The 25634-nt window shown below is 56.6% G+C and carries 28 protein-coding genes; 11 read left to right on the top strand and 17 right to left on the bottom strand.

What is annotated here, in order from left to right:
• From mutL to AC1QQ2_RS06190, 8 genes are all read right to left on the bottom strand, one after another.
• Window positions 1–1250: DNA mismatch repair endonuclease MutL (gene mutL, locus AC1QQ2_RS06225; protein WP_479712487.1), on the bottom strand; the 1250-nt coding region annotated here is incomplete at its 3' end.
• A 54-nt stretch (window positions 1251–1304) separates the two neighbouring features.
• Window positions 1305–2615, bottom strand: coding sequence for a M16 family metallopeptidase (locus tag AC1QQ2_RS06220; RefSeq protein ID WP_479712486.1), 1311 nt, complete (start codon window positions 2613–2615; stop codon window positions 1305–1307).
• Window positions 2612–3940: a M16 family metallopeptidase gene (locus AC1QQ2_RS06215; RefSeq protein ID WP_479712485.1), complete on the bottom strand. Its 1329-nt coding sequence runs from the start codon at window positions 3938–3940 to the stop codon at window positions 2612–2614. The genes AC1QQ2_RS06220 and AC1QQ2_RS06215 overlap by 4 nt, the downstream gene beginning before the upstream one ends.
• Window positions 3941–4018: 78 nt before the next feature.
• Window positions 4019–4516 (bottom strand): DUF3035 domain-containing protein, encoded by a 498-nt coding sequence (locus AC1QQ2_RS06210; RefSeq protein ID WP_479712484.1) that lies wholly within the window; start codon window positions 4514–4516, stop codon window positions 4019–4021.
• Window positions 4517–4575: 59 nt separating this feature from the next.
• Complete coding sequence (gene lspA / locus AC1QQ2_RS06205) at window positions 4576–5079, bottom strand: signal peptidase II (RefSeq protein WP_479712483.1); 504 nt, start codon at window positions 5077–5079, stop codon at window positions 4576–4578.
• Entirely contained in the window at window positions 5079–6668 is a 1590-nt protein-coding gene (gene purH / locus AC1QQ2_RS06200) for a bifunctional phosphoribosylaminoimidazolecarboxamide formyltransferase/IMP cyclohydrolase (RefSeq protein WP_479712482.1), read from the bottom strand. Before purH ends, lspA begins: the two co-directional genes overlap by 1 nt.
• A 13-nt stretch (window positions 6669–6681) precedes the next feature.
• A complete protein-coding gene (locus AC1QQ2_RS06195) occupies window positions 6682–8391 on the bottom strand; it encodes a heparinase II/III family protein (protein WP_479712481.1) in 1710 nt (569 codons plus the stop codon).
• A 115-nt stretch (window positions 8392–8506) separates the two neighbouring features.
• Entirely contained in the window at window positions 8507–9778 is a 1272-nt protein-coding gene (locus tag AC1QQ2_RS06190) for an RsmB/NOP family class I SAM-dependent RNA methyltransferase (protein WP_479712480.1), read from the bottom strand.
• Between the two features lie 66 nt (window positions 9779–9844).
• Between AC1QQ2_RS06190 and AC1QQ2_RS06185 the strand changes: the two genes are divergently transcribed.
• Window positions 9845–10018, top strand: coding sequence for a DUF1674 domain-containing protein (locus tag AC1QQ2_RS06185; RefSeq protein WP_249943133.1), 174 nt, complete (start codon window positions 9845–9847; stop codon window positions 10016–10018).
• Window positions 10019–10028: 10 nt separating this feature from the next.
• On the opposite strand, the gene dapB is transcribed toward AC1QQ2_RS06185, so the two are convergent.
• Complete coding sequence (gene dapB, locus AC1QQ2_RS06180; protein ID WP_249946163.1) at window positions 10029–10838, bottom strand: 4-hydroxy-tetrahydrodipicolinate reductase; 810 nt, start codon at window positions 10836–10838, stop codon at window positions 10029–10031.
• 97 nt (window positions 10839–10935) lie between these two features.
• Between dapB and rbfA the strand changes: the two genes are divergently transcribed.
• From rbfA to truB, 3 genes are all read left to right on the top strand, one after another.
• Entirely contained in the window at window positions 10936–11346 is a 411-nt protein-coding gene (rbfA, locus tag AC1QQ2_RS06175; RefSeq protein ID WP_105236253.1) for a 30S ribosome-binding factor RbfA, read from the top strand.
• The gene (locus AC1QQ2_RS06170) at window positions 11343–12050 is read left to right on the top strand and encodes a phosphodiester glycosidase family protein (RefSeq protein ID WP_479712479.1); all 708 of its coding nucleotides are present in this window, start codon (window positions 11343–11345) and stop codon (window positions 12048–12050) included. The genes rbfA and AC1QQ2_RS06170 overlap by 4 nt, the downstream gene beginning before the upstream one ends.
• A gap of 63 nt (window positions 12051–12113) precedes the next feature.
• On the top strand, window positions 12114–13016 hold the full coding sequence (truB, locus tag AC1QQ2_RS06165; protein WP_479712478.1) for a tRNA pseudouridine(55) synthase TruB: 903 nt from the start codon (window positions 12114–12116) through the stop codon (window positions 13014–13016).
• Here truB and AC1QQ2_RS06160 read toward each other — a convergent pair.
• Window positions 13013–13324, bottom strand: a complete 312-nt coding sequence (locus AC1QQ2_RS06160) for a hypothetical protein (protein WP_479712477.1) — start codon at window positions 13322–13324, stop codon at window positions 13013–13015. The genes truB and AC1QQ2_RS06160 overlap by 4 nt on opposite strands.
• A gap of 92 nt (window positions 13325–13416) precedes the next feature.
• Here AC1QQ2_RS06160 and AC1QQ2_RS06155 point away from each other — a divergent pair, with 92 nt between their 5' ends.
• From AC1QQ2_RS06155 to AC1QQ2_RS06135, 5 genes are all read left to right on the top strand, one after another.
• A complete protein-coding gene (locus tag AC1QQ2_RS06155) occupies window positions 13417–13938 on the top strand; it encodes a DUF1643 domain-containing protein (protein WP_479712476.1) in 522 nt (173 codons plus the stop codon).
• A gap of 80 nt (window positions 13939–14018) precedes the next feature.
• Complete coding sequence (locus AC1QQ2_RS06150) at window positions 14019–14780, top strand: calcium-binding protein (protein WP_479712475.1); 762 nt, start codon at window positions 14019–14021, stop codon at window positions 14778–14780.
• Between the two features lie 136 nt (window positions 14781–14916).
• Complete coding sequence (gene rpsO / locus AC1QQ2_RS06145; RefSeq protein WP_067551996.1) at window positions 14917–15186, top strand: 30S ribosomal protein S15; 270 nt, start codon at window positions 14917–14919, stop codon at window positions 15184–15186.
• 250 nt (window positions 15187–15436) lie between these two features.
• Window positions 15437–17575 (top strand): polyribonucleotide nucleotidyltransferase, encoded by a 2139-nt coding sequence (pnp, locus tag AC1QQ2_RS06140; protein ID WP_479712474.1) that lies wholly within the window; start codon window positions 15437–15439, stop codon window positions 17573–17575.
• 162 nt (window positions 17576–17737) lie between these two features.
• Window positions 17738–18349, top strand: coding sequence for a L,D-transpeptidase (locus AC1QQ2_RS06135; RefSeq protein WP_479712473.1), 612 nt, complete (start codon window positions 17738–17740; stop codon window positions 18347–18349).
• On the opposite strand, the gene AC1QQ2_RS06130 is transcribed toward AC1QQ2_RS06135, so the two are convergent.
• The 4 genes from AC1QQ2_RS06130 to AC1QQ2_RS06115 all read right to left on the bottom strand — a co-directional run bounded on the left by AC1QQ2_RS06130 (window position 18346) and on the right by AC1QQ2_RS06115 (window position 21506).
• Window positions 18346–19395 (bottom strand): succinylglutamate desuccinylase/aspartoacylase family protein, encoded by a 1050-nt coding sequence (locus AC1QQ2_RS06130; RefSeq protein WP_479712472.1) that lies wholly within the window; start codon window positions 19393–19395, stop codon window positions 18346–18348. The genes AC1QQ2_RS06135 and AC1QQ2_RS06130 overlap by 4 nt on opposite strands.
• Window positions 19392–20297 (bottom strand): 30S ribosomal protein S6--L-glutamate ligase, encoded by a 906-nt coding sequence (gene rimK / locus AC1QQ2_RS06125; protein ID WP_067551991.1) that lies wholly within the window; start codon window positions 20295–20297, stop codon window positions 19392–19394. Before rimK ends, AC1QQ2_RS06130 begins: the two co-directional genes overlap by 4 nt.
• Window positions 20294–20743, bottom strand: coding sequence for an ATP-dependent zinc protease family protein (locus AC1QQ2_RS06120; RefSeq protein WP_105236250.1), 450 nt, complete (start codon window positions 20741–20743; stop codon window positions 20294–20296). The genes rimK and AC1QQ2_RS06120 overlap by 4 nt, the downstream gene beginning before the upstream one ends.
• A gap of 109 nt (window positions 20744–20852) precedes the next feature.
• Entirely contained in the window at window positions 20853–21506 is a 654-nt protein-coding gene (locus AC1QQ2_RS06115; RefSeq protein ID WP_479712471.1) for a peroxiredoxin, read from the bottom strand.
• A 132-nt stretch (window positions 21507–21638) separates the two neighbouring features.
• On the opposite strand from AC1QQ2_RS06115, the gene AC1QQ2_RS06110 reads away from it, so the two are divergent.
• Window positions 21639–23075 (top strand): aldehyde dehydrogenase family protein, encoded by a 1437-nt coding sequence (locus tag AC1QQ2_RS06110; RefSeq protein ID WP_479712470.1) that lies wholly within the window; start codon window positions 21639–21641, stop codon window positions 23073–23075.
• 53 nt (window positions 23076–23128) lie between these two features.
• Here AC1QQ2_RS06110 and AC1QQ2_RS06105 read toward each other — a convergent pair whose 3' ends face one another.
• The 3 genes from AC1QQ2_RS06105 to hspQ all read right to left on the bottom strand — a co-directional run bounded on the left by AC1QQ2_RS06105 (window position 23129) and on the right by hspQ (window position 24833).
• Window positions 23129–23776, bottom strand: a complete 648-nt coding sequence (locus AC1QQ2_RS06105; RefSeq protein ID WP_479712469.1) for an RluA family pseudouridine synthase — start codon at window positions 23774–23776, stop codon at window positions 23129–23131.
• A complete protein-coding gene (locus tag AC1QQ2_RS06100) occupies window positions 23773–24234 on the bottom strand; it encodes a GAF domain-containing protein (RefSeq protein ID WP_479712468.1) in 462 nt (153 codons plus the stop codon). The genes AC1QQ2_RS06105 and AC1QQ2_RS06100 overlap by 4 nt, the downstream gene beginning before the upstream one ends.
• Window positions 24235–24506: 272 nt before the next feature.
• Window positions 24507–24833, bottom strand: a complete 327-nt coding sequence (gene hspQ / locus AC1QQ2_RS06095; protein ID WP_105233995.1) for a heat shock protein HspQ — start codon at window positions 24831–24833, stop codon at window positions 24507–24509.
• A 189-nt stretch (window positions 24834–25022) separates the two neighbouring features.
• Between hspQ and AC1QQ2_RS06090 the strand changes: the two genes are divergently transcribed.
• Window positions 25023–25613 carry a transglycosylase SLT domain-containing protein gene (locus tag AC1QQ2_RS06090; RefSeq protein WP_479712467.1) on the top strand — a complete coding sequence of 197 codons (591 nt, stop codon included), beginning with the start codon at window positions 25023–25025 and terminating at the stop codon, window positions 25611–25613.
• The last annotated feature ends 21 nt before the right edge of the window (window positions 25614–25634 follow it).

Below are 25634 nucleotides of genomic sequence, written 5' to 3'. Positions count from 1 at the left end.
ACCTCGTCCTCAGTCACCTCTTCGAACCGCGCCGAGGGTGCCGCCATTTCGGCGAATCCCATTGTCTGCGGTGCAGGGGCTTGCATCTGATAGGTCATCGCACGCGCCCCGTAGGACGGACGGTCCATCTGATACATCGGCCTCTGCGGCGCTTCGGGACGCATCGCACCTAGCGTATCCGCAGCCACAGTCGTCGATGCCCTATGCCCTGCATTTGCAAGCGTGTGGCGCAGCCCAGACACGATCAACCCGCGCACAATGCCGGGCTCTCGAAAACGCACCTCGGACTTTGCGGGATGGACGTTCACATCGACCAGTGTCGGATCACAATCGACGAACAGTGCCGCCGCAGGATGTCGATCACGGCTCAAGAAATCCATGTAGGCACCGCGCAGAGCGCCCACCAAAAGCTTGTCCCGAACAGGGCGACCATTCACAAAAAGAAACTGCGCCACGGCAGAGCCACGCGAATAGGTTGGCAACGCGGCATAACCCGTCAGGTGAAACCCATCCCGCTCTGCATCAATCGGCAATGCGTTGTCGGCGAATTCACGGCCCAACACCGCTGCAAGACGACCGTTCAAAGCATCGAACATTTCACCTTGTTCTGAGTCCGCGCGGAACACCTCACGCCGATCACCGTTCGACGCATCAATCAACGAAAAGCTGACATAGGGTTCAGCCATCGCCAGACGTTTCACGACATCCGTGATCGCCTGCATTTCTGCCCGATCGGTCCGCAGGAATTTCAGTCGCGCAGGGGTCGCATAGAACAAATCCCGCAGCTCAACGACTGTGCCAGAGGACAGCGCTGCAGGTTTAACCGCCTCAATCCGTCCGCCCGCGACCGTAATTGTTGCGGCCTCGGCCCCCGCAACGCGAGAGGTGATCGACAAACGACCAACCGCACCCAACGACGGCAGCGCCTCGCCACGAAACCCGAAGGAGTTGATGTTCAGCAGATCGGAGCCATCGATTTTCGAGGTCGCATGACGCGACAGGGCCAAAGGCAATTCATCCGACGGTATCCCCCAGCCATCGTCCGTCACACGGATCAGCGTCTTACCACCATCAGCAATCACGACCTCGATCCGACGCGATCCTGCGTCAATAGAGTTCTCGACCAGTTCTTTGACGGCAGAAGCTGGGCGTTCGACCACCTCACCCGCCGCGATCCTATTAATCGCGGCATCGTCCAATTGTCGAATATGCGGACGGGTTTCGGGTATATTGGGGTCAGGTAAGGCCATGCCACAAGGTTTAGCACGGCCCCGCACGATTCTAACAGGGGTATTTCGTGAACATTACTCTGTCGTTTCCAACCCGACAGGCTGACCGACGACCACGAAATGCAGGGCTTCGGGGTCGAGAATTTCGCGCGCCACTCGGTTCACATCCTCCAATGTCACCGCGTTAATATAGTCATTCCGATGGATCACATAATCGACCGGAAGCCCCTCAACCTGCATCCCAACCATTATACCTGCAATCGCCTGATTGCTATCAAACCGAAGCGGATACTCCCCCGTTAGGTATGTCTTCGCCGCATCGAGTTCTTCTTGGGACACACCAACAGTTGCAACGCGCGCCCACTGATCCATGACGACATCCAGTGTTTCGGCCATGCGATCGTTCGCTGACGCAACAGAACCGAGCCATATTTCGGCGTGATCCTTAGGAACCAAATACGAATAAATCCCGTAGGTCAGCCCGCGTTTTTCGCGCACCTCTTCCATCAGGATCGACTGAGGGCCGTTCCCACCTAGAATGGTGTTCAGGATATAGGCGGCAAAGAAATCCTCATCATCGCGCTTTAGACCCGCCTGACCAAATAGAGCAACAGATTGCGGGGTATCAAACGGCACCACCGTCACCCCACCCTTGAGACCAAAGTCGACGTGACCTGGCAACGCAGGGCCATCTTCTGGCAAACCAGCCAAAAGCTGATCAACCATTGGACCAACTGCCTCTGCATCAATATCACCAACGACAGACACAAAAGCGCGCGACCGTACCAAAGCATTTCGGTGGGCTGTGAACATGTCGTCTTGGGTCAGCGCATTGACCGTCTCAACAGTTCCGCTGTCGTCCGAGCCATAAGGATGATCGCCAAACGCAGCGCTGTAGAATGCCTCTCCAGCGATCCGATTTGGGTTCTTAGCACTGGACGCGATATTGGCCAAAACCTGTCCCCGCACACGATCTATGGCGTCTTGGTCGAACCGCGGCTGATTGATCGCCTGAGCCAAAAGTGCGACCGCCTGATCACGATTTTCAGTTAGGAACTTCGCCGAAATCGTCACGCCGTCGTCGTAAGAATCAAATTCGTAGGTTGCGGCCAATGCCTCCCGCGCCGCTTGAAACTGCTGGGCAGTCATGTCGCCCGAACCTTCTTCGATCAGGGCCATCATCAGATTTGTCGCGCCACGCTTTCCTGCCTCATCCAAGGCCGTGCCGCCGACAAAGTTTACCTCAAGCGCAACGAAGGGAATGGAATGTTCTTCTACAAGCCAAACATTGATACCTGATGGCGTTGTGAATTCCTGAATGGCAACGTCAGCACGCGCGGCAATAGCAGCGAAACCGACTACAAAAGCAGCGATCAAGCGGATCATTTCAGGTCTCCTTCGCTGGCAGCAACCCACATTGTGACGGACCTCTTGGTGTCCAAAACCTCTGCTGCGACCGATTTGATGTCATCGGCGGTTACGGCCTCTAGTACGGCCGGCCAATCCTGAACGTCTTGAACAGTTAACCCTTGGGACAGTGCGGCGCCGTAGCGATTGGCCAGCCCTTCAACGTTATCACGTGCGTAAATCTGCCCCGCGCGAAGTTGTGTGCGAATGCTTTCTAGCCGAGACGCGTCAATCTCCGCGGCCAGAAACTCTGCGATCGCAGCATCCATTGCGGCCTCTACTTCGGATAGAGCGACGCCCTCAGCTGGGGCCACGCTCAGCGAAAATGTGGTATCATCCAATTTATCGGCATCGTATCCAGCACCAGTATAAACAGCGAGCTGCGTATCAAATTGGAGCGCCGTTCCAAGCGCGGACGAAAACGGTGATCCACCCAACATTTCCGCCAAATAAACTAGCGCCGCAGCTTTCTGTTGATCGCCACTATCCCGTTCAGGCGCCAGATAGCTGCGCGCCAAATATGGTTGCGACACACGCGGATCGACAAAGGTTAATCGACGCGCAGCGGTCTGCGGAGGTTCTTCGGCGCGTAGCCGTTCGGGCAGGTTTTCCTCGGGCGGGATGACACCGTAATATTGATCAGCAAGCGATCGCACCTCGGCAGGATCAACATCACCAGCGACGACTAGTACGGCGTTATTGGGGCTGTAGTAGAGGTCGTAAAACGAAAGGGCGTCCTCTAGCTCGAGGCTCTCCATCTCGTGCTTCCAACCGATCACAGGAACCCCATAACGGTGGTTCAAATACTGCGCGGCCATCATCTGTTCACGCGCCAAGGCGGACGGGTTGTTCTCGACCCGCATATTTCGTTCTTCGAGGATCACGTCGCGTTCAGTGGCAATGTCCGCTTGGGTCAGCCGCAGATTAACCATCCGATCAGCTTCCATCTCCATCATCAACGGCAAGCGGTCCGCTGCAACCCGTTGATAATAGGCGGTATAATCATAACTCGTGAACGCATTATCCGACCCACCATTCGCCGCGACGACCTCGGACAGTTCACCCGACGCCATGTTGTCGGTCGCCTTAAACAGCAGGTGTTCCAAGAAATGCGCGACGCCCGATTGCCCCAGCGGCTCATCCGCAGAGCCCCGCCGATACCAAACCATATGCACAACAACAGGGGCACGATGGTCTTCGATGACCACCACATCCATCCCGTTATCGAGGGTAAAGGTCGTCACCTCTTCAGCGATGGCAGGCATAGCCAAAAGGGACAGGGCGGCAAACAAAGATCGGAACATACGCATCCTCCAACATGGTCGCACAGAACCTACCCCACAGGGCGACCACCGCAAGACAGGGAAACGCAGTTGTTACCGTCAGTTAGCTGGAGGTGCAGAGGGCACCGCAGCGCCCAAGGAGCGGAAACGTTCTAGCTCTGCATAGGCATCCAGAGATTGACCACGATACGCTTGGAAATAACGATCACGATTGAAGATGCGGAACAGAGACAAATTGGTGCGACGCTTGCGAAACGCAGCATCCTCAGCCGCCAAAACAGAACGGATCGACGGATCAACGCCGAAACGGGACACTTGCGCCATAAGAGCCGCGTCGCCACCGACACCACCCGTCGCAGATCCACCCAAAACCGCGATGGCATCCGCTTGAGGGTCTGCATCCGCGAGGTTCACACCGCCCGGGGTCGGGGTGGGCAACAGGTTCATCGACTGTGGAAGTTCTAAGGTACGCGTGGGTTGAACGCCGAATTCATCAGGCGATCCATCCGTCAGACTGGTCCGGTGCAGGGTGCGTTCACCGCCGCCACAGGCCGACAACGTCAGCGCCGCACATAGGGCCAGTAGTAATCCACGCATTTGATACCCTCCGGATTTCGCCTTGTGTTTAGCGCAGGATGAGGCGCTCGTCACGGGGTCTATTTCTGCGGCTTGGCGGGCTTCCGCTCTCCAGTAAAGATCACAAGCCCCAACGCACCTATAAAAATCGCGATATCTGCAACGTTAAACGCATAAGGATTTTCAAAGCCACAGCAGGACATATTCAAGAAATCTGCCACCGCGCCGTAGAGAACCCGATCCACGACGTTGCCAATCGCACCGCCGATCAACAGACCCGCCGATAGATACGTCCAGCGATTGCCGCCTTCACGCTTTAACCACCAGAGGACAAAGCCCGAGATACCAACTGCCAACGCAATCAACGCCCAGCGCATATCCAACCCTGCAAAGAGTCCGAAATTCACGCCGGGGTTCCACGCCATCCGGAATTCGATGAACGGCGGCAAGACTTCGATCCGTTCGAGCACACGCAGGCCCAGAACGTGAACCACCAAAAACTTGGTGATCTGATCCAAAAGGAAGGTCCAGAATCCGGCCCAAAAAACGAGCCGGAATCCGTTACGTGTTGCGCGCCCAGTCATCAGTGACGGAAGTGGCGCATGCCGGTGAAGACCATCGCGAGGCCCGCCTCGTCTGCGGCTGCGATCACTTCATCATCGCGCATCGAACCACCTGGCTGGATCACGCAGGTCGCGCCAGCAGCAGCGGCTTCCATCAGACCGTCAGGGAACGGGAAGAACGCGTCAGAGGCAACAGCCGAACCGATGGTCAGCGGTGCGGGAAGGCCCAGAACATCCGCCATACGTTCAGCTTTCTTGGCCGCGATCAGGGCAGAGTCGACGCGGCTCATCTGGCCCGCACCGACACCAACCGTTGCGCCGTCTTTGACGTAAACAATTGCGTTGGACTTAACGTGCTTGCCGACTTTCCACGCGAACAGAAGGTCCGCCAGTTGTTCGTCAGTCGGTGCCTTTTTCGTGACAACCTTCAGGTCGTCCATACCGATAAAGCCTGCGTCTTTGTCCTGCACCAGCATACCTCCAGCGACCTGACGCACGGTGAACGATGTGTCGAGGACATTGGGCAGACCTTCCGTAGTCAGGAGGCGCAGGTTTTTCTTAGCCGCAAAGATCGCCTTCGCTTCGTCCGATGCACCGGGTGCAATAACGACTTCGGTAAAGATCTCGGTGATCGCCTGAGCGGTTTCAGCGTCGAGCGGTTGGTTCAGCGCAACAATACCACCAAACGCCGAGGTGCGGTCGCAATCGAATGCTTTTTGGTAGGCTTCGATCAGGGTCGCGCCTTGGGCAACGCCACAAGGGTTTGCGTGCTTGATGATCGCAACGGCAGCGCTCTTGGCTGGATCGAACTCAGCAACAAGTTCATAGGCCGCGTCGGTGTCGTTGATGTTGTTATAGGACAGCTCTTTGCCCTGATGCTGAACTGCAGTCGCAACACCGTGGCGTGCCGTGCCGTCGACGTAGAACGCAGCGTTCTGGTGCGGGTTTTCGCCGTAGCGCAGAGTTTGTTTGATTTCGCCAGCAACAACGCGACGGCGTGGAGCGTCCTCGCCGATTGCTTTGGCCATCCAGTTCGATACGGCAGCGTCATAGGCACCGGTGCGTGCATAAGCGATCTGCGCCAAACGCTGGCGGAACGCATAAGTGGTCTGACCGTCGTTTGCGTCTAGTTCTGCCAACAGGGCAGCATAATCCTCAACGTCCACAACCGTCGCAACAAAACCGTGGTTCTTCGCAGAGGCACGGATCATCGCAGGGCCACCGATATCGATGTTCTCGATCATCTCTTCGTAGTCAGCACCGCGGGCCAGAGCAGCTTCGAACGGGTAGAGGTTCACGACCAACAGATCGATGCCACCAATGTTGTGCTCTTCCATCGCCTTAACGTGATCCGCATTGTCACGCAGGGCGAGAAGGCCACCATGCACATTCGGGTGCAGGGTCTTTACGCGACCATCCATCATCTCGGGGAAACCTGTGATGTCAGCCACGTCTTTCACCGTCAGACCAGCATCACGCAGGGTTTTCGCCGACCCACCAGTCGACAACAACTCGACACCACGAGCAGCAAGCGCCTGCCCCAGTTCGATCAATCCGGTTTTATCGGATACAGAAAGCAGCGCACGGCGCACGGGGTAAAGGTCGGTCATCGTTTTCTCCGGTTCAGTCGTTTTCCAGCCCTGCCGGATCGTCCATGGCATAATCACGCACCGCATTTGGTGTCTCGTGCGCCTTTGCCAGAGTCCAGCGAACGCGCGTCGCATAGGACATCGCGCGCCCAGATAAAACCACTTGTTGTGTCGCACGGGGCTTTAGTCGGCCATTTTCTAGGAAAACTGACGGTTCAAGCCGCATTTCAGCCGATCCATCGTGTCGAAACACCCAAATCTCACCACTCTTGAGCGTCAGCGACACAGCCGTGCCCCCCATATCCAAGGAGGCTTCGACCTCGGGATGCAGATGGAACCGCAAGCCAAAGGGAATCCCCCCCGCATCACGCTCCATCGCGCGGTCAAACCGCAGTTTGTCGGCGTCACTCAGCGTGGTCAGCAGGTCTTCGCCCGATAGATCCCGCCCTTCGACCGACAAATCCAGCGTCCGCGCATGGGTCAAACCATGGGTCATCTGGTAGCCGTTATGGGCGACTTCATATCGAGTGCCGAACTGCGTCGTCGAATATTCGGCAGGAACAAGGTCGGGTGTATCCACCAACAGCTCATGACGGATGCCGTTCAATCGGCTTGGCGCACCCAGACGGGACGAGGAATACCCAGCCAGAGACAAAGTCGAATGGCTGGCCGTTGCACGACCAAACCGCCGCCAATCCGTGCCAAAATTTCGGCCAGACCCACAGGATACTACAACAGGGCGACGTCCAGAGGTCAGCTCGAACGCACAGGTCGATGCGTGTGCATCATAACTCGCCTGACCTGTAGGAGGCGGGGCCGCATCAATCACAACCGTCGTGCGCCCAGCCGCCAGTCGGCCATACCCCATATGTCGGCTGTGATCGGGCAGGTCCTTATTCCCCGATGCGCCCAGCGCATAGTCGAGCCGCCCATCGATGCCTCGTCCCCCACCATGGAACCGTGCCAACCCACCGTCCGCATGACGCATCGCACGTAGGGTTGGTGCAATCCGATTGATCGCGGCGGTGATGGTTTCAGGAACGGGACGTTCACTTTCCTCAAGAGCCTGAACGACCCAACACAACAGAGTTAAAACGTCCAATAGCTCTTCGGGATTGCGTGTCGGAACACCGCCCTCAGCGTCGATCTGATCCCGACAGTCCCGCGACAGCGCAGCCAAGGCGGGGGCAACATGCGACGACATTCCTTCAAGCGAGAGGCCCGCATATATCATGCCAGAAAGCGCTTCGAACCGTGGCAAGCCGGGGAGAGTGGATTTCCAACGCCGCGACAAAAACAACGTCTGTCGCGCGAGGCTCGTCAGGTATTTGTCGATATCGACCTTTTCTCGCGACCGCATGATGAAAAAGCCGTGGTTGATCCACCGGATCAGACGCCGCCCAGTGAGGTCAGGCGTCCAACCTGGCCCGCGACCTCGCCCGTAGCGGTCGATCCACTCAAACACCCAATCTTGCGCTTTGGTGCGGGCCTTGTGATCCCCAACCGCAGCAAGATCATCTAACCACGCACAGCCATGCAACAACGGCGCAATCGCCGACTCTTCGGATGCGATATCCCAAATCGACGTGTCGGGTGCTTCGACCAACTGACCCGCGAATAAGAAGTTACCAGCACAGAGCTGACGGCCTTTGGCGAAGAGACCAATCGACTGCGGTTCTGGCTGCGACACGAAGCCCGTTGGCAACCGCTTACGGCCAGCCAACCGCGCCTGAAAGCGGTTCATGAAATGGGTATATTTCCCACGCCGTGTCGTTGGTTGGGCCAAATCAGGTCTGCCTCGGTCTGCGGTGTCCGCGTCATTGTTTTGTCGCGGATGTTAGCTGCCAAAGCAACGTGTGTCACGCAGGCTTTCGCACAACTGCAAGGTAAAATCCGTCCATACCGCCCTTGTCCGCCCAGTAGTCTGGACGCAGACGCAGACCGCCTTCTTCGGTGATCCATTCGGGGTCCACACCCTCGATCAACAGCGCATCACGGTCGATGGTCAGGTCAGGATGACGCTCGAGCAGCTCTTCGATCTGAACTTCGCCCTCATCGGGCAAAAGGCTGCAGGTGCAGTAAACCAATCGCCCACCCGGTTTCACCAGCGACAACGCGTGATCGATCAGACCAACCTGTTGGTCGATCAGAGCCCCAAACTCGCTCCCGTTTTTCGCATGAGGCAAGTCAGGGTGGCGACGGATTGTGCCCGTCGCAGAACACGGCGCGTCCAGTAGGACCGCATCAAACCCGCCCTCGTCAAACGCAAAGGCGTCCGCAACGACGATCTTGGCCGCCAGACCTGTGCGCGTCAGGTTTTCCTGCACCCGTGCCATCCGCGATTCCGATACGTCCAACGCCGTGACCTCAGCACCAGCCGCCGCCAATTGCATCGTTTTACCACCAGGAGCCGCACAAAGGTCGAGAATGGTCTCACCTGCCTTCGGGGCCAAAACCTTAACGGGGATCGCCGCTGCCGCGTCTTGAACCCACCAGTCACCAGCGTCAAAGCCAGCGAGGGCAGAAACCTGCCCGCCGTCAGCCAGACGCACGGACCCTGTTGGTAACACTTCGCCACCCAATGCGGTCGCCACGGCCTCGGGATCGGTTTTGACAGTGATGTCAAGTGGCGCGCCACGCATTTGCACGTGCTCCATCGCCATAACGGCCTTGTTGCCCCACGCCTCAATCAGCGGAACACGGAGCCATTTGGGCAATTGCGGAACGGGCAGCTTGCCCCAGTTATCCGACCCTTCGGCAGCGACCTTGCGCAGCACGGCGTTCACCAGACCCTTAAGGCCAACCGTCTTGCGATCCTTACCGACGATTTCGACATAGGCGTTCACAACGCCATGACCTGCCGCGCCTGTCAGCAATTCAAAGGACGCCAACCGCAGCGCGTTTTGCACCGACAAAGGCGGCATTTTCCGCAAATGGGGTTTCAAAACACGATCCACACGCCCCAATCCGCGCAGGGTATCGACAACCAACCGCTGGGCACGAGCCCGATCTTCGGGTTCGAGCTTGGCCAAGTGGTGCGCTGTCACTTCGGACAAAAGACGACCATCTTCGGTCACGGCGTTTAGCAGTCTATGCGCGGCTAGGCGCGGGGCAATGCCGGTCTGTGTCATGGCGTCCTCTTGGCCGAAAAGATAACCCCGACTATATCAGAGGAACCACAGGGACAAGGAAAGCCCATGACTGATCAAAAAGACCTACCGCCCGCAGCACTCCGCGCATTGGCCGAAGCCGAAGAACGCCGCAAAGCTGCAAAGCCGTTGGACCTGCCCACCGAACTCGGCGGACGCGACGGCCCGGAGGCCGTGCGCTTTGGTGATTGGGAGAAAAAAGGAATCGCAATCGACTTCTGATCGGCCTGTATTAAAGGCCCAGAACGTCGATCATCGAATATTCACCAGCAGGTTTGCCCTGCCCCCAAAGCGCAGCCTTGAGAGCACCACGGGCGAAAACAGCGCGATCCGTTGCGATGTGGCGCAGCACGATCCGTTCCCCAGCAGCGGCAAACATCACGTCATGTTCGCCAACGATATCGCCGCCACGAACAACCGCAAAACCTATGTCGCCTTTGTTGCGCGCGCCCGTAATCCCGTCACGCCCCGAATCGCGCACGTCCTTGAGCGAAACCCCGCGCCCTTCGGCGGCAGCTTCACCCAGCATCAGCGCAGTCCCAGACGGAGCATCCACTTTTTTGTTGTGATGCGCCTCGATGATCTCGATGTCGAAATCGTCATCCAAGGCCGCAGCGACTTTCTTAGCGAGTACGGTCAGAAGGTTCACACCCAACGACATATTCCCTGCACGAATGATCGGCGTCTTAGAGGCCGCAGCCGCAACCTCGGCCAAATGTTCATCCTCGAAACCTGTGGTGCCGATCACATGCACAACGCCTGCTTTCGCAGCTTCTTGGGCAAAGGAAATCGTCGCAACGGGCGCGGTAAAATCAATGACAGCATCAGCATTTGCAAACGCGGCAGCCGTATCATCCGTGACAATCACGCCCAGCGCAGCCCCACCCATAGCCGTGCCAACGTCCTGACCCACCCATGCATGGCCTGCCCGCTCAATCGCACCTACCAGGCGCGCTTTGTCCGATTCGACCACGGTTTTGATCAACATCTGACCCATGCGGCCCGAAGCTCCGGTGATCACAATACCTGGTAAATCTGTCATATCGGCGTCCTTTGCGTGCGTTTATTCCTGCGTGCACCCCTGCTTGCCCCCCAAAGCCCTGCTTGGCAAGGGCCGACAACAGGCTTACATGAGCAATATGGCAAAGAACCGTTCACATGAAGGTGCCGGACCATCCCAACGCCAGTTGCGCGTTGGCGAAGTTGTTCGTCGCTCCCTATCCGAAGTGCTCGCCCGTGGCGACGTGCATGATCCCGAACTCGGGCGCATGTCGATCACCGTTGGCGAAGTGCGTGTTTCCAACGATCTGAAAACAGCGACAGCTTACGTCCTTCCGCTTGGCGGCAAAGATAAAGAGCTGTGTCTGCAGGCGCTCCGCCGTAATACGGCAGAGATCCGCCATCTGGTGACACGCGGCATCACGTTAAAGTTCGCGCCTCAGATCAAGTTCGAACTCGACGAGACGTTCGACCGTATGGATGACACGCGCCGCATGTTCGCTGATGAACACGTGCGTCGCGATCTGGACCGCTCCGACGAAGAAGAATGACCCCGATACGTGGGCTAATCGCCCTGCTTTGCATCCTGTGCGGACCTGCAAAGGCGGTCATTTGCACCGACGCTGGTGATTTCACCGTCTGCGCGGTCGATCCCGCGACAGAAGACCTGCGGCTGTTTCACAGCGATGACAACGGCGCAGTCTACGGCAGCTTTTCCGCAGTCGAAGCAGACGTAGGCCCACTGTCCTTTGCGATGAACGCGGGCATGTATCACGAAGACCGCAGCCCCGTCGGCCTCTACATAGAGGACGGCATCCAAACCATGCGACTAGTGACGAACGCAGGTCCGGGGAACTTCGGAATGCTGCCCAATGGCGTGCTGTGCATCACCGAAAATAGCGCCCGCGTTATCGAAACGCTTCGCTTTGAAACCGAGGCTCCCGACTGCACCTACGCCACCCAATCTGGCCCCATGTTGGTGATTGACGGTGCCCTCCACCCACGCTTTCTCCGTGACAGCACATCCCGCAACTTTCGGAACGGTGTTGGCGTCGGAGCCGACGGAACCACTTATTTTGCAATTTCTAACCAACCAGTAACTTTTTGGGAGATGGGCGAATTCTTCCGTGACATACTGCGGACACAGAACGCGCTATACCTCGATGGACGAGTGTCACGTCTCTACGCACCACAGCTTGGTCGGACCGCGAATGGCGTACGCATGGGACCAATAGTTGGTATCGTCGCACCCTAGCCTATGGTTGACCCCTAGGCCTATGAGCGATAGTGGGCGCAACCCGACATGACGGAGGTGAACATGGGCAAACGCAAAGGTCGCGATATTTCCGGCTGGCTGGTGATTGATAAACCCGCTGGCATCACCTCGACTGCCGTCGTGAATAAGGTCCGTTGGGCATTTGGTGCAAAAAAGGCGGGACACGCTGGGACGCTCGACCCCGAAGCGACTGGCGTCTTGGCTGTTGCGCTGGGCGAGGCGACAAAAACGATCCCCTACATCACCGACGCACTCAAAGCGTATGAGTTCACTGTGACCCTCGGCGCTGCGACGAATACCGACGATGCAGAAGGCGAAATCATCAAATCTTCGGATCAACGTCCCACCGATGACGAGATCAAAGGTGCCTTGGGTGGTTTCCTCGGTGAAATCATGCAGGTGCCACCGAAATTCTCTGCCGTGAAAATCGACGGCCAGCGTGCGTACAAACTGGCCCGCGATGACGAAGAGTTCGAAATCGCAGCCCGTCCCCTCTGGGTCGAAGAGCTGCTGATGGTTGACCGCCCCGATGCAGATCACGTCGTCCTAGAAATGACCTGCGGCAAGGGCGGTTATGTGCGCTCTATCGCGCGTGATCTGGGTGAGGCACTCGGATGCTTCGGCCACGTCCATCACCTGCGCCGCATCTGGTCAGGCCCCTTCACCGCCGAAGAGGGTATGTCTCTGGAAAAACTCGAAGAATTGGCGAAGCAACCCGAGTTGGACAACCACTTGCGCCCGCTCGAACAAGGCCTCGCTGACATCGCCGAAGTCCGCTGCCCGCCCGAAAGCCTCGCAAAACTGCGCAACGGCAACCCTGCAGTCGTGATCGCGCACGACGTCGAATACGGCGAAGAATGTTGGGCAAGTTTTGATGGCGAAGCGGTCGCTGTCGGCGTCTTCAAAGCAGGCGAAATCCATCCCGCCCGCGTCTTTGTTCGTTAAGCAGCAAGTCCCAGCGTAAAGTCGCTATCGTCGAAATCACCGTCCACCTCGGGATCGCCCCAAGGCAAAATCGCCGTCTGCGGATCAATCGTCGGATAGAAATCCGCTACGGCGTAATAACCGTCATCTTCGTCTGCCGCGTCATCAAACAATGGGTCCAGCGAAGCTGTCGCCACATCGTCAAAACCTTCTTCGTCATGAAGATGATCAGCCTCTGCCGACACATCGGCATCTTTACCGCCTGACGTGAAATCAACAGCGGCGCCCACGCCAAGCGTGGCAAAGGTCAATAAGCTTCCCCAGTCCATCGGTCTGCCTCTCGATTCGTTTCCTATCTCGCTTCCAATCCGGCGAGTTCCTCATCATAGTAGCGAAAATTTGGTTCAATTTATGTCGGAACATGATCGAAAAAAGGCATCTCAAAGGCGATGCAGCGTCAGTTGCAACCTATTCGGATTGTGAAAAATACCGATATCACCTTACGCGCGAGTGGGACCCATCAGGTCGGCGTGCCCTTTTTATAATGCTGAACCCATCGACCGCGACCGAAGTTCAGAACGATCCCACTGTTGAACGCTGCGAACGCCGTGCCCGTGCGCTTGGCTTTGGTGCCTTTCGGGTGACGAATATCTTTGCGTGGCGCGACACAGACCCGAAAAAGATGCGCGCGGCGGCCGATCCCGTCGGCCCTCTGAATGACGAGGCCATCCAAAATTCTGCACGTGACTGGATCCGCGACGGCGATCAGATCATCTGCGCTTGGGGTGCCCACGGTGATCATCTGGACAGAGGCAAGCAGGTTAAAACATTACTGCGTGCTGTCGGAAAACCCCTGTATTCATTAGGTGTAACCAAATCAGGCCACCCCAAACACCCACTCTATATTGGCTACGATCGCCAACCCGAACTCTGGGTCGGTTAACCAGTTAACCCGAGAATCCTCTCAGCCTAGGCCGAACTGCTTTATGGTCGCGGCATGTTCTGTTGTGGATGAGGATTCAAATGTTCTGGCTACTCGGTTTGATGAGCATTGCCGCCATGGGCGCGGCCCTTATCCCCGTCACATCTGATGCGGACGACATCCTGCTGGGCGGCGAAGATAGCGACGAAATATCGGGGGGAAATGGCGCAGATTTCATCGACGGGCGCGGTGGCGACGATATCCTGTCAGGTGGCAATGACGATGACGAAGTGATCGGCGGCGCAGGTGACGACACCGTTTTTGGCGATGCTGGGAATGATAGTCTTTTTGGCAGCATTGGCACTGACACAATTCTGGGCGGAACCGGCGACGATCAGATCATTGGCGGCGATGGTGACGACCTGATGGCGGGCGGCGATGGAAACGATTCGCTCCTTGGCTCGCTCGGGAATGATGTGATGGACGGTGGATCGGGGTCTGATGTGCTCCACGGTGGTTCAGGCGACGATATCCTGAACGGCCGAGAGACGGACTTCCAAACCCGCGACTACCTAAATGGCGGGGCAGGCAACGATGTCCTCTTGGGCGGTGACGGCGATAATCTGCACGGCGGCGCGGGCGAGGACATCTTTGCCCTCCTGTCGCGTTCCACGACCGAAGTCGACATTGATGATATGACCGACGAGGACGTTATCGTGATCAGTTACGAGGGAACTTTGCCCGAACTGACGACAATGACCGACGATGGCGGGCTCCATCTTTTGGCGGACGGAACATCAATCGCCTACCTACACGGGGTCGCCAATTTGGACATGTCGCTGGTCCAACTTGTCGCCCTCTGACGATTTCCCTTTATTTTATGCAAGGAATCGACTATTCGCCCCCAATCTTCGGTCGTTGGACCGCTTGATACTCCACGGGCCTTGCTGGACGACATCCCGGCACGCGCCATAACCCTTAATCCTAAAGGAGACCCCGATGTCGATTACGCCAGAAGAAAAAGCACGTCTGATCAAAGAATTCGGCACCAAAGAAGGTGACACAGGTTCGCCCGAAGTTCAGGTTGCAATCCTGACCTCGCGCATCGCGACGCTGACAGAACACTTCAAAACCCACAAAAAAGATAACCACGGTCGTCGTGGCCTTTTGATGATGGTTGCTCAGCGCCGTAAGCTGCTCGACTACACCAAAGCAAAAGACGAAGCTCGTTATCAGTCCCTGATCCAGCGCCTCGGCATCCGCCGCTAATCGCGCCAGGTTTTGTGATTTTGATCGCCCGTTCGGTTCCCGAGCGGGCGATTTTCGTTTAAGCGGCCCATCGGGACGCCTACAAACACAAGACTTCCCAAAACCCTATTTTTCCTGTATCCGCCCGCTATCTGAGACGCTGCGCTTAGACCCCGGCGCTCGAGTTAGGATAGAGGGGTCGGTGGCAATGGGGCCACCATGCAAACGGGAGACCCGCAGGGGCGGGAGTGCTCCCAATTAGGATACGCTGATGTTCAATGAAGTGAAAAAATCCATCCAGTGGGGCGAAGAAACGCTCACTCTGGAAACCGGCAAGATTGCCCGTCAGGCTGACGGCACCGTGATTGCCACCCTTGGCGAAACCTCGGTCATGGCAAACGTGACCTTTGCTAAGGAACAGAAACCGGGTCAGGACTTCTTCCCCCTGACGGTTCACTACCAAGAGAAATACTATGCCGCCGGTAAAGTTCCGGGCGGTTTCTTTAAGCGCGAAGCGCGCCCGACCGAGAAAGAAACGCTGACCGCGCGTCTGATCGACCGTCCGATCCGTCCGCTGTTCGCACCTGGCTTCAAAAACGAAGTTCTTCTGATGTGCACCGTGCTGAGCCACGACCTCGTTAACGATCCCGATATCGTTGCGATGATCGCTGCTTCGGCTGCACTGACCATCTCTGGCGCACCGTTCATGGGCCCAGTCGCTGGCTGCCGCGTTGGTTTCGTTGATGGCGAATACGTCCTCAACCCTGAAGTTGACGATATGCAGAACCTGCGCACCAACCCGGAGCAGCGCCTCGACCTGGTTGTTGCAGGCACCAAAGATGCTGTGATGATGGTTGAATCCGAAGCTTACGAGCTGACCGAAGCAGAAATGCTCGGCGCTGTGAACTTTGCTCACCAGCAAATCCAGCCGGTTATCGACCTGATCATTGATCTGGCAGAAGAATCCGCAAAAGAGCCGTTCGATTTCACTCCGCCTAACTACTCTGACCTCTACGAAGTTGTGAAAGCAGCTGGCGAAGAGCAAATGCGCGCTGCTTATGCGATCACCGACAAACAGGAACGCGTTGCTGCTGTTGCTGCTGCAAAAGAAGCAATCAAAGCGACCCTGACCGAAGAACAACTCGAAGACGGCAACCTCGGCTCCGCGCTGAAAAAGCTCGAATCCTCGGTTCTCCGTGGTTCGGTTGTTAAAGAAGGTAAGCGCATCGACGGTCGTGCACTGGATCAGGTTCGCCCGATCGTATGTGAAACTGGCCTGCTGCCGCGTACGCACGGTTCGGCTCTATTCACTCGCGGCGAAACCCAAGGTCTGGTTGTTACCACCCTCGGCACCGGCGACGACGAACAGATCATCGACGCTCTGCACGGCAACTTCCGTTCGAACTTCCTTCTGCACTATAACTTCCCTCCGTACTCGGTTGGTGAAGTTGGCCGCGTTGGTTCGCCGGGTCGTCGTGAAATCGGTCACGGTAAACTGGCATGGCGTGCGCTTCAGGCAGTTCTGCCAGCAGCGACGGACTTCCCGTATACCATCCGCGTTGTATCCGAGATCACTGAATCGAACGGTTCGTCCTCCATGGCTTCGGTCTGTGGTGGCTCCCTTTCGATGATGGACGCTGGCGTTCCGCTCAAAGCACCTGTTGCTGGCGTTGCAATGGGCCTCGTTCTCGAAGACGACGGTTCCTACGCTGTTCTGACCGACATCCTTGGCGACGAAGACCACCTCGGCGACATGGACTTCAAAGTAGCAGGCACGGAAGCAGGTATCACCTCGCTGCAGATGGACATCAAAGTTCAGGGCATCACTCCGGCCATCATGGAGAAGGCACTTGAGCAAGCCCGTCAGGGTCGTCTGCACATCCTCGGTGAAATGAGCAAAGCTCTGACCTCGGCTAACGAGTTCTCGGTTCACGCTCCGCGCATCGAAACCATGCAGATCCCGACCGACAAGATCCGTGAAGTGATCGGTTCGGGCGGTAAGGTCATCCGTGAAATCGTTGAAGTATCGGGCGCAAAAGTCGACATCAACGACGAAGGCATCATCAAAATCGCATCCGCCAACGGCGAAGCGATCCAGAAAGCCTACGACATGATCTACTCGATCGTTGCAGAACCAGAAGAAGGCAAAATCTACAAAGGCAAAGTCGTCAAACTCGTCGACTTCGGTGCTTTCGTGAACTTCTTCGGCAAACGTGACGGTCTGGTGCACGTTTCGCAGATCGAAAACCGTCGCCTGAACCACCCGTCTGACGTTCTCAAAGAAGGTCAAGAAGTTTGGGTGAAACTCCTCGGCTTCGACGATCGCGGCAAGGTTCGCCTGTCGATGAAAGTTGTCGATCAGGAAACTGGCGAAGAAGCAAAAGTAGAAGAAGCAGCTGCCGAAGAATAAGGCGTTCTTCCTTCGAAATCTTGGGAACCCCGGCGCTCGCGTCGGGGTTTTCTTTTTGGCCTACCCTGTGAATCGAGGCTTGCCAGTTCACAGCATCGTGTGTGACCTATGCGAAAACACGCTTAAACTGTATTGTAGGGTATCCGTTCCATGAGGTTTGCCATGATCAATCGCCGCACTTTCCTGACAACATCCGCTGCCAGCCTTTTTGCAACCAGCGCATTTGCCCAGACAGCTCCGCAATCGACATGGCTCAGCGAATTAAGCGCGACCTTACCGGGCAAGACCGAAGGCAATTACTCGATCCCAGAAAAATACTGGGCGACCGTGGTATCGGTGAACCCGAATCTGCCCGTCGGGGAAATTCACATCCTCCCGCAGAGCAAACACCTCTATTTCACCGTCGCTGAGGGCTATGCCATCCGCTACGGCTGCGCCATCGGTCAGGAAGGTCTGGCCTATTTCGGCACTGGCGTGATCGGTCGCAAGGTCGAATGGCCGAGCTGGACACCAACGCCAGAGATGATCCAGCGGAACCCCGATGCTTATGCGCAATACGCTGACGGTATGCCCGGTGGCCCGCAAAACCCGCTCGGCGCGCGCGCGATGTATGTCTACGAAAACGGCCGCGACACGGCGATCCGCGTACATGGCACGACGAGCCCCCGCAGCATCGGCAGCGCGTCCTCAAACGGCTGCTTCCGCATGTATAATAGCCACGTGATTGACCTCTATAATCGCGTTCCAATCGGAACGGTCATCCACGCCTATTAAATGATTTCATCCTCATCAAAGAGCGGCTGAGCTTCAACCAACTGCTCTGCAAGGGTCTCTACGGTCTCGGTCGCCGCCTTCGGTCGTGGCAAGACCGCGATATGGAACAGTGCGTCGCCTTCGTTGATCACGGGCAAGTTCGACCGACCAATGATGATCCCCGCCTGATCCGCGACGATCTCTGTCTCATTCTCGCCGAACGGGTCAGACACGATACCCAGAACGTCGCCCTCGCGCACTGCATCGCCCGTCTGACGGAACATCCGCAGCAATCCGCCCGCAGGGGACCGCAGCCAGAACGATGTCGTGGCGCGAACGGGGCGGACCTTGGGTTTGGTCACGCCACGAGACGAGATCATACCCAGTTCGCGCATCACCCGCAGAATGCCCATCACGCCAGTGCGTGCAGCATATTCGTCGAACCGAAGTCCCTCGCCAGCCTCATAAAGAAGCATATCGCAGTTCACTTCAGCAGCCGTTTTGCGAAGGCTACCATCACGCTGTTTTGATGGAATGATCACAGGAGCGCCAAAAACATCTGCCATTTTGATCAGACGTTCATTCCCAGGGTTAATTCGCACCTGCGGCAAGTTCGTCCGCTGGATCGCGGCAGAGTGAAGGTCGATGCCAAAATCCGACCGCTCAACGATCTCTGTCAAAAACAGATACGCCAACCGTGCAGCGAGCGAGCCCGATGGCGACCCCGGAAAACAACGGTTCAAATCACGGCGGTCGGGCAGATAACGCGACTGGTTCAAAAAACCGAAGGTGTTCACAATCGGAACCGCAATCAACGTCCCCGCCAAACGATCCAAATTCGGCGTCCGAAGAAGACGACGAACGATCTCAACCCCGATGACCTCATCGCCGTGGATCGCAGCCGACACGAACATCACAGGACCCGGTTTTTTACCATGAATGACATGCGCCGACATGGTGACAGGGGTGTGATCAGACAGAGTACTAACGGGTAAATCAACGGTGCTGCGCTGGCCGGGCGCGATACGGCGCCCCGCCATTTCAAAGGGCTTACGAGATGTCGTCATCCTTTGCCCTTTGTCTTTGTCTTTCCGATTTTTGCGTTTTTCTCAATAAATTCAATGATCTTAGTCGCGATATCGATACCCGTCGCAGCCTCAACACCCTCAAGACCCGGCGACGAGTTCACCTCCATCACTACTGGACCGTGGTTCGCGCGCAGCATATCGACGCCACAGACATTCAAGCCCATCGCCTTTGCCGCACGGATCGCGGTCGAGCGTTCTTCGGGGGACAAACGGACAACCTCAGCCGATCCGCCACGATGCAGGTTAGAACGGAATTCGCCCTCAGCGCCCGTGCGTTTCATCGCGGCAACAACACGGCCACCGATCACAAAGGCGCGGATGTCCGTGCCACCAGCCTCTTTGATGAACTCCTGCACCATGATGTTCACGTCAGCACCGCGGAACGCTTCGATCACGGACTTTGCCGAACGGTCGGTATCGGCGAGCACCACACCGATCCCCTGCGTCCCTTCGAGCAGCTTCACCACCACAGGCGCACCACCAGCGAGCTTGATCACCTCGTCGGTAATTTTCGGGTCATGCGCGAATGTCGTGACAGGCAGACCGATGCCATCACGCGCCATCAACTGCATCGACCGCAGCTTATCGCGGCTCCGCCCAATCGCGACGGATTCGTTCAAAGGATAGACGCCCATCATCTCGAACTGACGCAACACAGCGAGGCCGTAGAACGTCACGCTTGCCCCGATACGCGGGATAACAGCGTCATAATGCGGCAGCTTTTCACCGTTGTAATAGACCTCGGGCCGACGGCTCGCGATGTTCATGTAGCACCGCAAAGTCTTAATGATATCAAAATCATGACCCCGCGCTTCAGCCGCTTCTTTCATACGCTGATGGGAATACAAATCGGCGTTTTGCGCCAGCATCGCGATTTTCATTTGTGGTCCTTTCGGGTGCCATCCGCCAGATGCGACCGGCCGGGATGAACAAGAATATTTCGACGGCGAATCGCAGTTCGCCCGAGGATGAGGGGCAGGTTCATATTGGCACGGTTCGCCAATGACACCTCCACTTTCCAAGTATGTGGCCCCAGCACCAATTGGGTTTCGATCACCAAGCGCTCTTGGGGAATACCAGAGGTATTCTTGATCTCGCGACGATCAACCAGACGGGCTTGGCAGGTGACTGCGCTCTCAAGCCCAGCATGCGGCACGTGGAACCGCACCCAGTCCTGCCCGTCTTTTTCAAACACTTTGATCCGCGTGGCATGGATCGCAGAGGTCCGCGCGCCTGTATCAATCTTGGCAATGGCTTCTTGGATGCCCAGCTCAGGCAGGGCAACGGATTCACGCCATCCAATAATGATAGGGGGTTTGGTAGCCATACGCAGACTCATAGGTTCGTGACGCTCCGCTATCGTAACCTGATGAGCCTGTCTACGAAAAGAAAAAGCCCCGCAACACAGGCGGGGCTTTGACCTGATCCAAAAAGGATTAGGCGTTGTGTTTTGCAGTGCGCAGATACGGCAGCTTCACGTCGATTTCGCCGAATTTTTCGCGTGCTTGATCGTCGTTTAGCGACAGAGCAACGATAACATCCTGACCAACGGTCCAGTTCGCGGGCGTCGCAATCGGGTTGCCAAAGGTTGCCTGCAGACCATCCAGCGCGCGCAGAACTTCGGCAAAGTTACGACCAACGGACATCGGGTAAGTCATTGTCAGCTGGAGCTTTTTGTCGGGGGACACGATGAATACCGAACGCACAGTCGCGGTATCAGCAGGTGTGCGGCCATCGGGCAGGTAGGCTTCGGCAGGCAGCATGTCGAATGCTTTCGCAACAGCGAGGTCGGTGTCAGCAATGATCGGGAAACCAGCTTTTGCGCCTGCAAATGCTTCGATGTCGCCTTTCCATTTCTTGTGCTCTTCAACACCATCAACGGAGATACCCATCACTTTGGTGCCGCGTTTTGCCCATTCATCAGCGAGCTGAGCAACAGCGCCGAATTCGGTGGTGCAAACAGGTGTAAAATCTTTGGGGTGCGAGAAAAGAATGGCCCACTGATCGCCAATCCAATCGTGCAGCGCAAAGGTGCCCTGATCGGTTTCGACAGTCAGATTCGGGATAATGTCGTTAATACGAAGACCCATAACTACCTCCTATGGATGTCATTGGTCCGAGATATATGAAGTCTGTAACGTTATCGCTACCCACCCTTGCGCTTTTGTCGCACGTTGATAGGGTCCGCTCAGATATGATCAAATTATCGGAGAGAGGGTGAGATGATCGAGAAACGCGAATTCTATATTAATGGTGAATGGGTTGCTCCGGCGACGCCAAACGATTGTGCGGTAATCAATCCCTCGACAGAGGAGCCGTGCGCCGTGATCTCGCTTGGTGGTCAGGCAGATACGGACAAAGCTGTTGCCGCGGCAAAGGCTGCGTTCCCCGCATGGGCTGCAACTGCGCCCGAAGAGCGCAAGGCGCTCGTCGCTAAGATCCTAGACCAGTATTACCTCCGCAAAGAGGAAATGGCCCAAGCGATCAGCATGGAAATGGGCGCGCCCATCGACATGTCCCGCGACGATCAGGCAGAATGCATTCCGTGGCACCTCGGTAACTTCCTCAAGGCCTTTGACGAAGTCGAATGGATCCGTCCGCTGCGTGACAGCGTCACCGACACCCAAATCGCGCTAGAACCGATTGGCGTCGTCGGTCTGATCACACCTTGGAACTGGCCGATGAATCAGGTCACGCTCAAGGTCATCCCCGCGCTGCTCGCTGGCTGCACTATCGTCCTGAAACCCTCTGAGGAGTCGCCACTGTCGTCGATGCTCTTTGCGGAATTCATCCACGATGCAGGCATCCCCGCTGGCGTGTTCAACCTCGTGAATGGCGACGGCATGGGTGTTGGCACCCAATTGTCCGCACACGAAGACGTGGAAATGATCAGCTTCACGGGTTCGACCCGCGCTGGCCGTGCGATCTCCAAGACAGCCGCCGAAACGATGAAGCGCGTGACGCTCGAACTCGGTGGCAAAGGCGCGAACCTGATCTTTGCAGACGCCGATGAAAAGGCCGTCGTGCGTGGTGTGCGTCACTGCTTTAACAACTCTGGTCAGTCCTGTAACGCCCCGACTCGTATGCTAGTCGAGCGCAGCATTTACGATCAGGCCGTTGAAATCGCGAAGGAAACCGCCGAAAAGACCAAGGTCGCCCCAGCAGATCAAAGCGGTCATCACATCGGCCCCGTGGTGAACAAACGCCAGTGGGACCAGATCCAAGGCTACATCCAAAAGGGCATCGACGAAGGTGCGCGTTTGGTTGCAGGCGGACTTGGCCTACCCGAAGGGATGAACAAGGGCTTCTACGTGCGTCCGACCGTTTTCGCCGATGTGAAGCCGGGTATGACCATCGAAAAAGAGGAAATCTTTGGCCCCGTACTGTCGATCATCCCCTTCGATACCGAAGAAGAAGCCATCGCGATCGCCAACAACACGCCCTACGGCCTGACGAACTACGTTCAGTCCACCAGCACCGAACGCCGTCGCCGCCTGTCGCGCGTCCTGCGCTCTGGCATGGTGGAAATGAACGGTCGTAGCCGTGCAGCGGGCGCACCGTTCGGTGGCGTTAAAGCCTCTGGCCGCGCACGTGAAGGCGGCGTTTGGGGGATCGAAGAGTTCCTTGAATCCAAAACCATCGCTGGATGGGACGAATAATCCTAAGACAAATCAAACGATTAAAGGAGGGGCTCGCCCCTCCTTTTTCATGACTAGAACGGCGCTTTAGCCGTGACCCGCATCCCCTGCCCACCATCAGGGTGTAAGAACTGCAACGTCTCTGAATGTAGCATCAAACGCGGAAAATCGCGGGCTGCGCCCGTCGAATAGAACGGGTCGCCCAAAATCGGATGCCCGATCTCTTTCATATGCACACGCAACTGATGGGACCGCCCTGTTTTTGGGTAGAGCCTAACCCGCGACTCCCCTTTGCCAACGCGCATCACCCGATAATCCGTCACCGCAGACCGCCCATTTTCATGGTCCACCATCTGCAAGGGACGGTTCGGCCAATCCACGATCAACGGCAAATCAATCGTGCCAGTCTTTGCGGCGACTTCACCCCAAACCCTTGCCACATATGTCTTTTTCGTGCGTCGATCCTCGAACTGCTTTCCCAAATGCCGCTGCGCATGTGGCGTCAGGCCAAAGATCATCACGCCCGACGTGTCCCGATCCAAACGATGCACCAGAAGCGCGGAGGGAAAAGCCGCCTGAACCCGAGCGATCAGACAATCGGCAAGATGTTCACCCTTCCCTGGCACGGACAATAGCCCAGAGGGTTTGTCGACGACCAAAATCTCATGGTCTTGATGCAGAACCACAAGCGGATCTTGGGGCGGATTATAGTCGTCGCTCATGTCAGGGAACGCCCGAACACAGCCGCTAGAATGGCGCTCAACTCCACAGCATCTTCTTCGGTAAAGGCGTCTGGCTGATTGCTATCAATATCGAAAACACCGATCAGATCACCCGCACCGTTAAATACAGGCAGAACGATTTCAGACCGCGTCGAGGACGAACAGGCGATGTGACCCTCGAACGCTTCGACATCAGGCACCAGCTGGATCTCTTGGGTCCGCGCAGCTGCGCCACACACGCCACGCGCAAACGGGATCACCAGACAGCCATGCCCACCCTGATACGGCCCGATCTTTAGCACCTCGGGTTCAACCACACGGTAAAATCCGGTCCAATCGAACCGATCATCGGCGTGATGCACTTCACACGCAACGGTTGCCATCAGCGCGACCTCATCGGTTTCACCCGCCGTCAGCGCATCGATGGTTTTTGCCAATTCGGAATAGGTCACTCTCATGGTTTGAATGCCTTTCTCTCAAGTCTATCCAAACCTTGGGATAGTCTGACTAAACCGCAAAAACTAGTGCAGAGCCACCTTTAAGGTCGAAACAGTCTACAAGCATAGTGCAACTGCTCTGCGGTATATCCGATCGCGCCACCAGACTGCCCTTATTCGAACATGCGATTGCCCGCATAAGGAGAGATAATACAATCGTAGCTGCAATATGCTTCCCTCGGCGCTATGCACTAATGCCCCCACCCAGTTGTGTGGCGTCGAGGTTCAGCTACTCAGTTAAATTGGACATACATTTCGTATTGGCCGTCCTGAAAGCCCCCGAAAAATTCTTCTAGGTCAGGATGACGAACGGGTTCGCCTGAGTAGTCAGCAACGAGGTTCTGCTCGGACACATAGGCGACGTAGTAGCTTTCGTCGTTCTCAGCCAAAAGGTGATAGAACGGCTGGTCCTTACGGGGTCGGCTGTCTTCCGGGATTGCTTCATACCAGTCGTTGGTATTCGAAAACTCTGGGTCCACGTCAAAGACGACACCACGGAAGGGATGCTTCCGATGTCGAACAACTTGACCCAATTGATAGCGCGCGCGCGTTTTAAGCATAGCAGTACCCCCGTTAACTACTATCCGTGCCTCACCCCGAATGTCTACGCTAGTGAGACAAAACGTTGGAAACAGTCTGTAAACCAAATCAACCCGCGCACAGTAAACTTTATGACGCAATCAGGGATTCACGTTTCATTGACCGCTGAAATCGGCTAAACTTCTTCAAAAATAGAGAGCGAGAGGCAGATGAGCAGAATCTTTCGCGCATTGTTGGTTGTGCTGGTGCTTGGCAGTTGTGGCGAGCGCGAAGGGACCGCTCCGCGGAACCTCGATAACGCCTGCGCAATTCTGACAGAGCGCCCGCAATACGTTAGTGCTTTCCGCGCTGCAAAGCGCAATTGGGGCGTCGAACCCCATGTTCTGATGGCGATGATCTATCAGGAAAGCAAATTCATCTCGAACAACCGCACGCCGCATCAATATGCTTTGGGCGTCATTCCGATGGGTCGACAGTCGTCCGCGTTCGGCTATAGCCAAGCCTTGGACGGAACATGGCGCGAATACCAACGGGCCGAAGGCGGCATGGGCGCGCGTCGTGATGACATCCGAGACGCCACCGACTTCATGGGTTGGTATATGACCCAAACGACCGAAGACACGGGTATCCCACTCAACGACACCCGTAACCAATACCTCGCCTACCACGAGGGTCGGACGGGTTACCTGCGCGGCACTTACCGCGCGAAATCGTGGCTCGTGCGGATCGCGGGCGAAGTCGCAGATCGTTCGACCATGTATCAACAGCAGCTATTACGCTGCCGCGCTGCACGGTTCTAATGGAAAAGGCGGCCTAGGCCG

It is taken from the genome of Aestuarium sp., assembly GCF_023253315.1.
GTDB classification, from domain to species: Bacteria; Pseudomonadota; Alphaproteobacteria; order Rhodobacterales; family Rhodobacteraceae; genus Marivivens; species Marivivens donghaensis.
The sequence above is the reverse complement of the archived record's forward strand: the minus strand, read 5'-3'. Positions and strand labels throughout refer to the sequence as shown.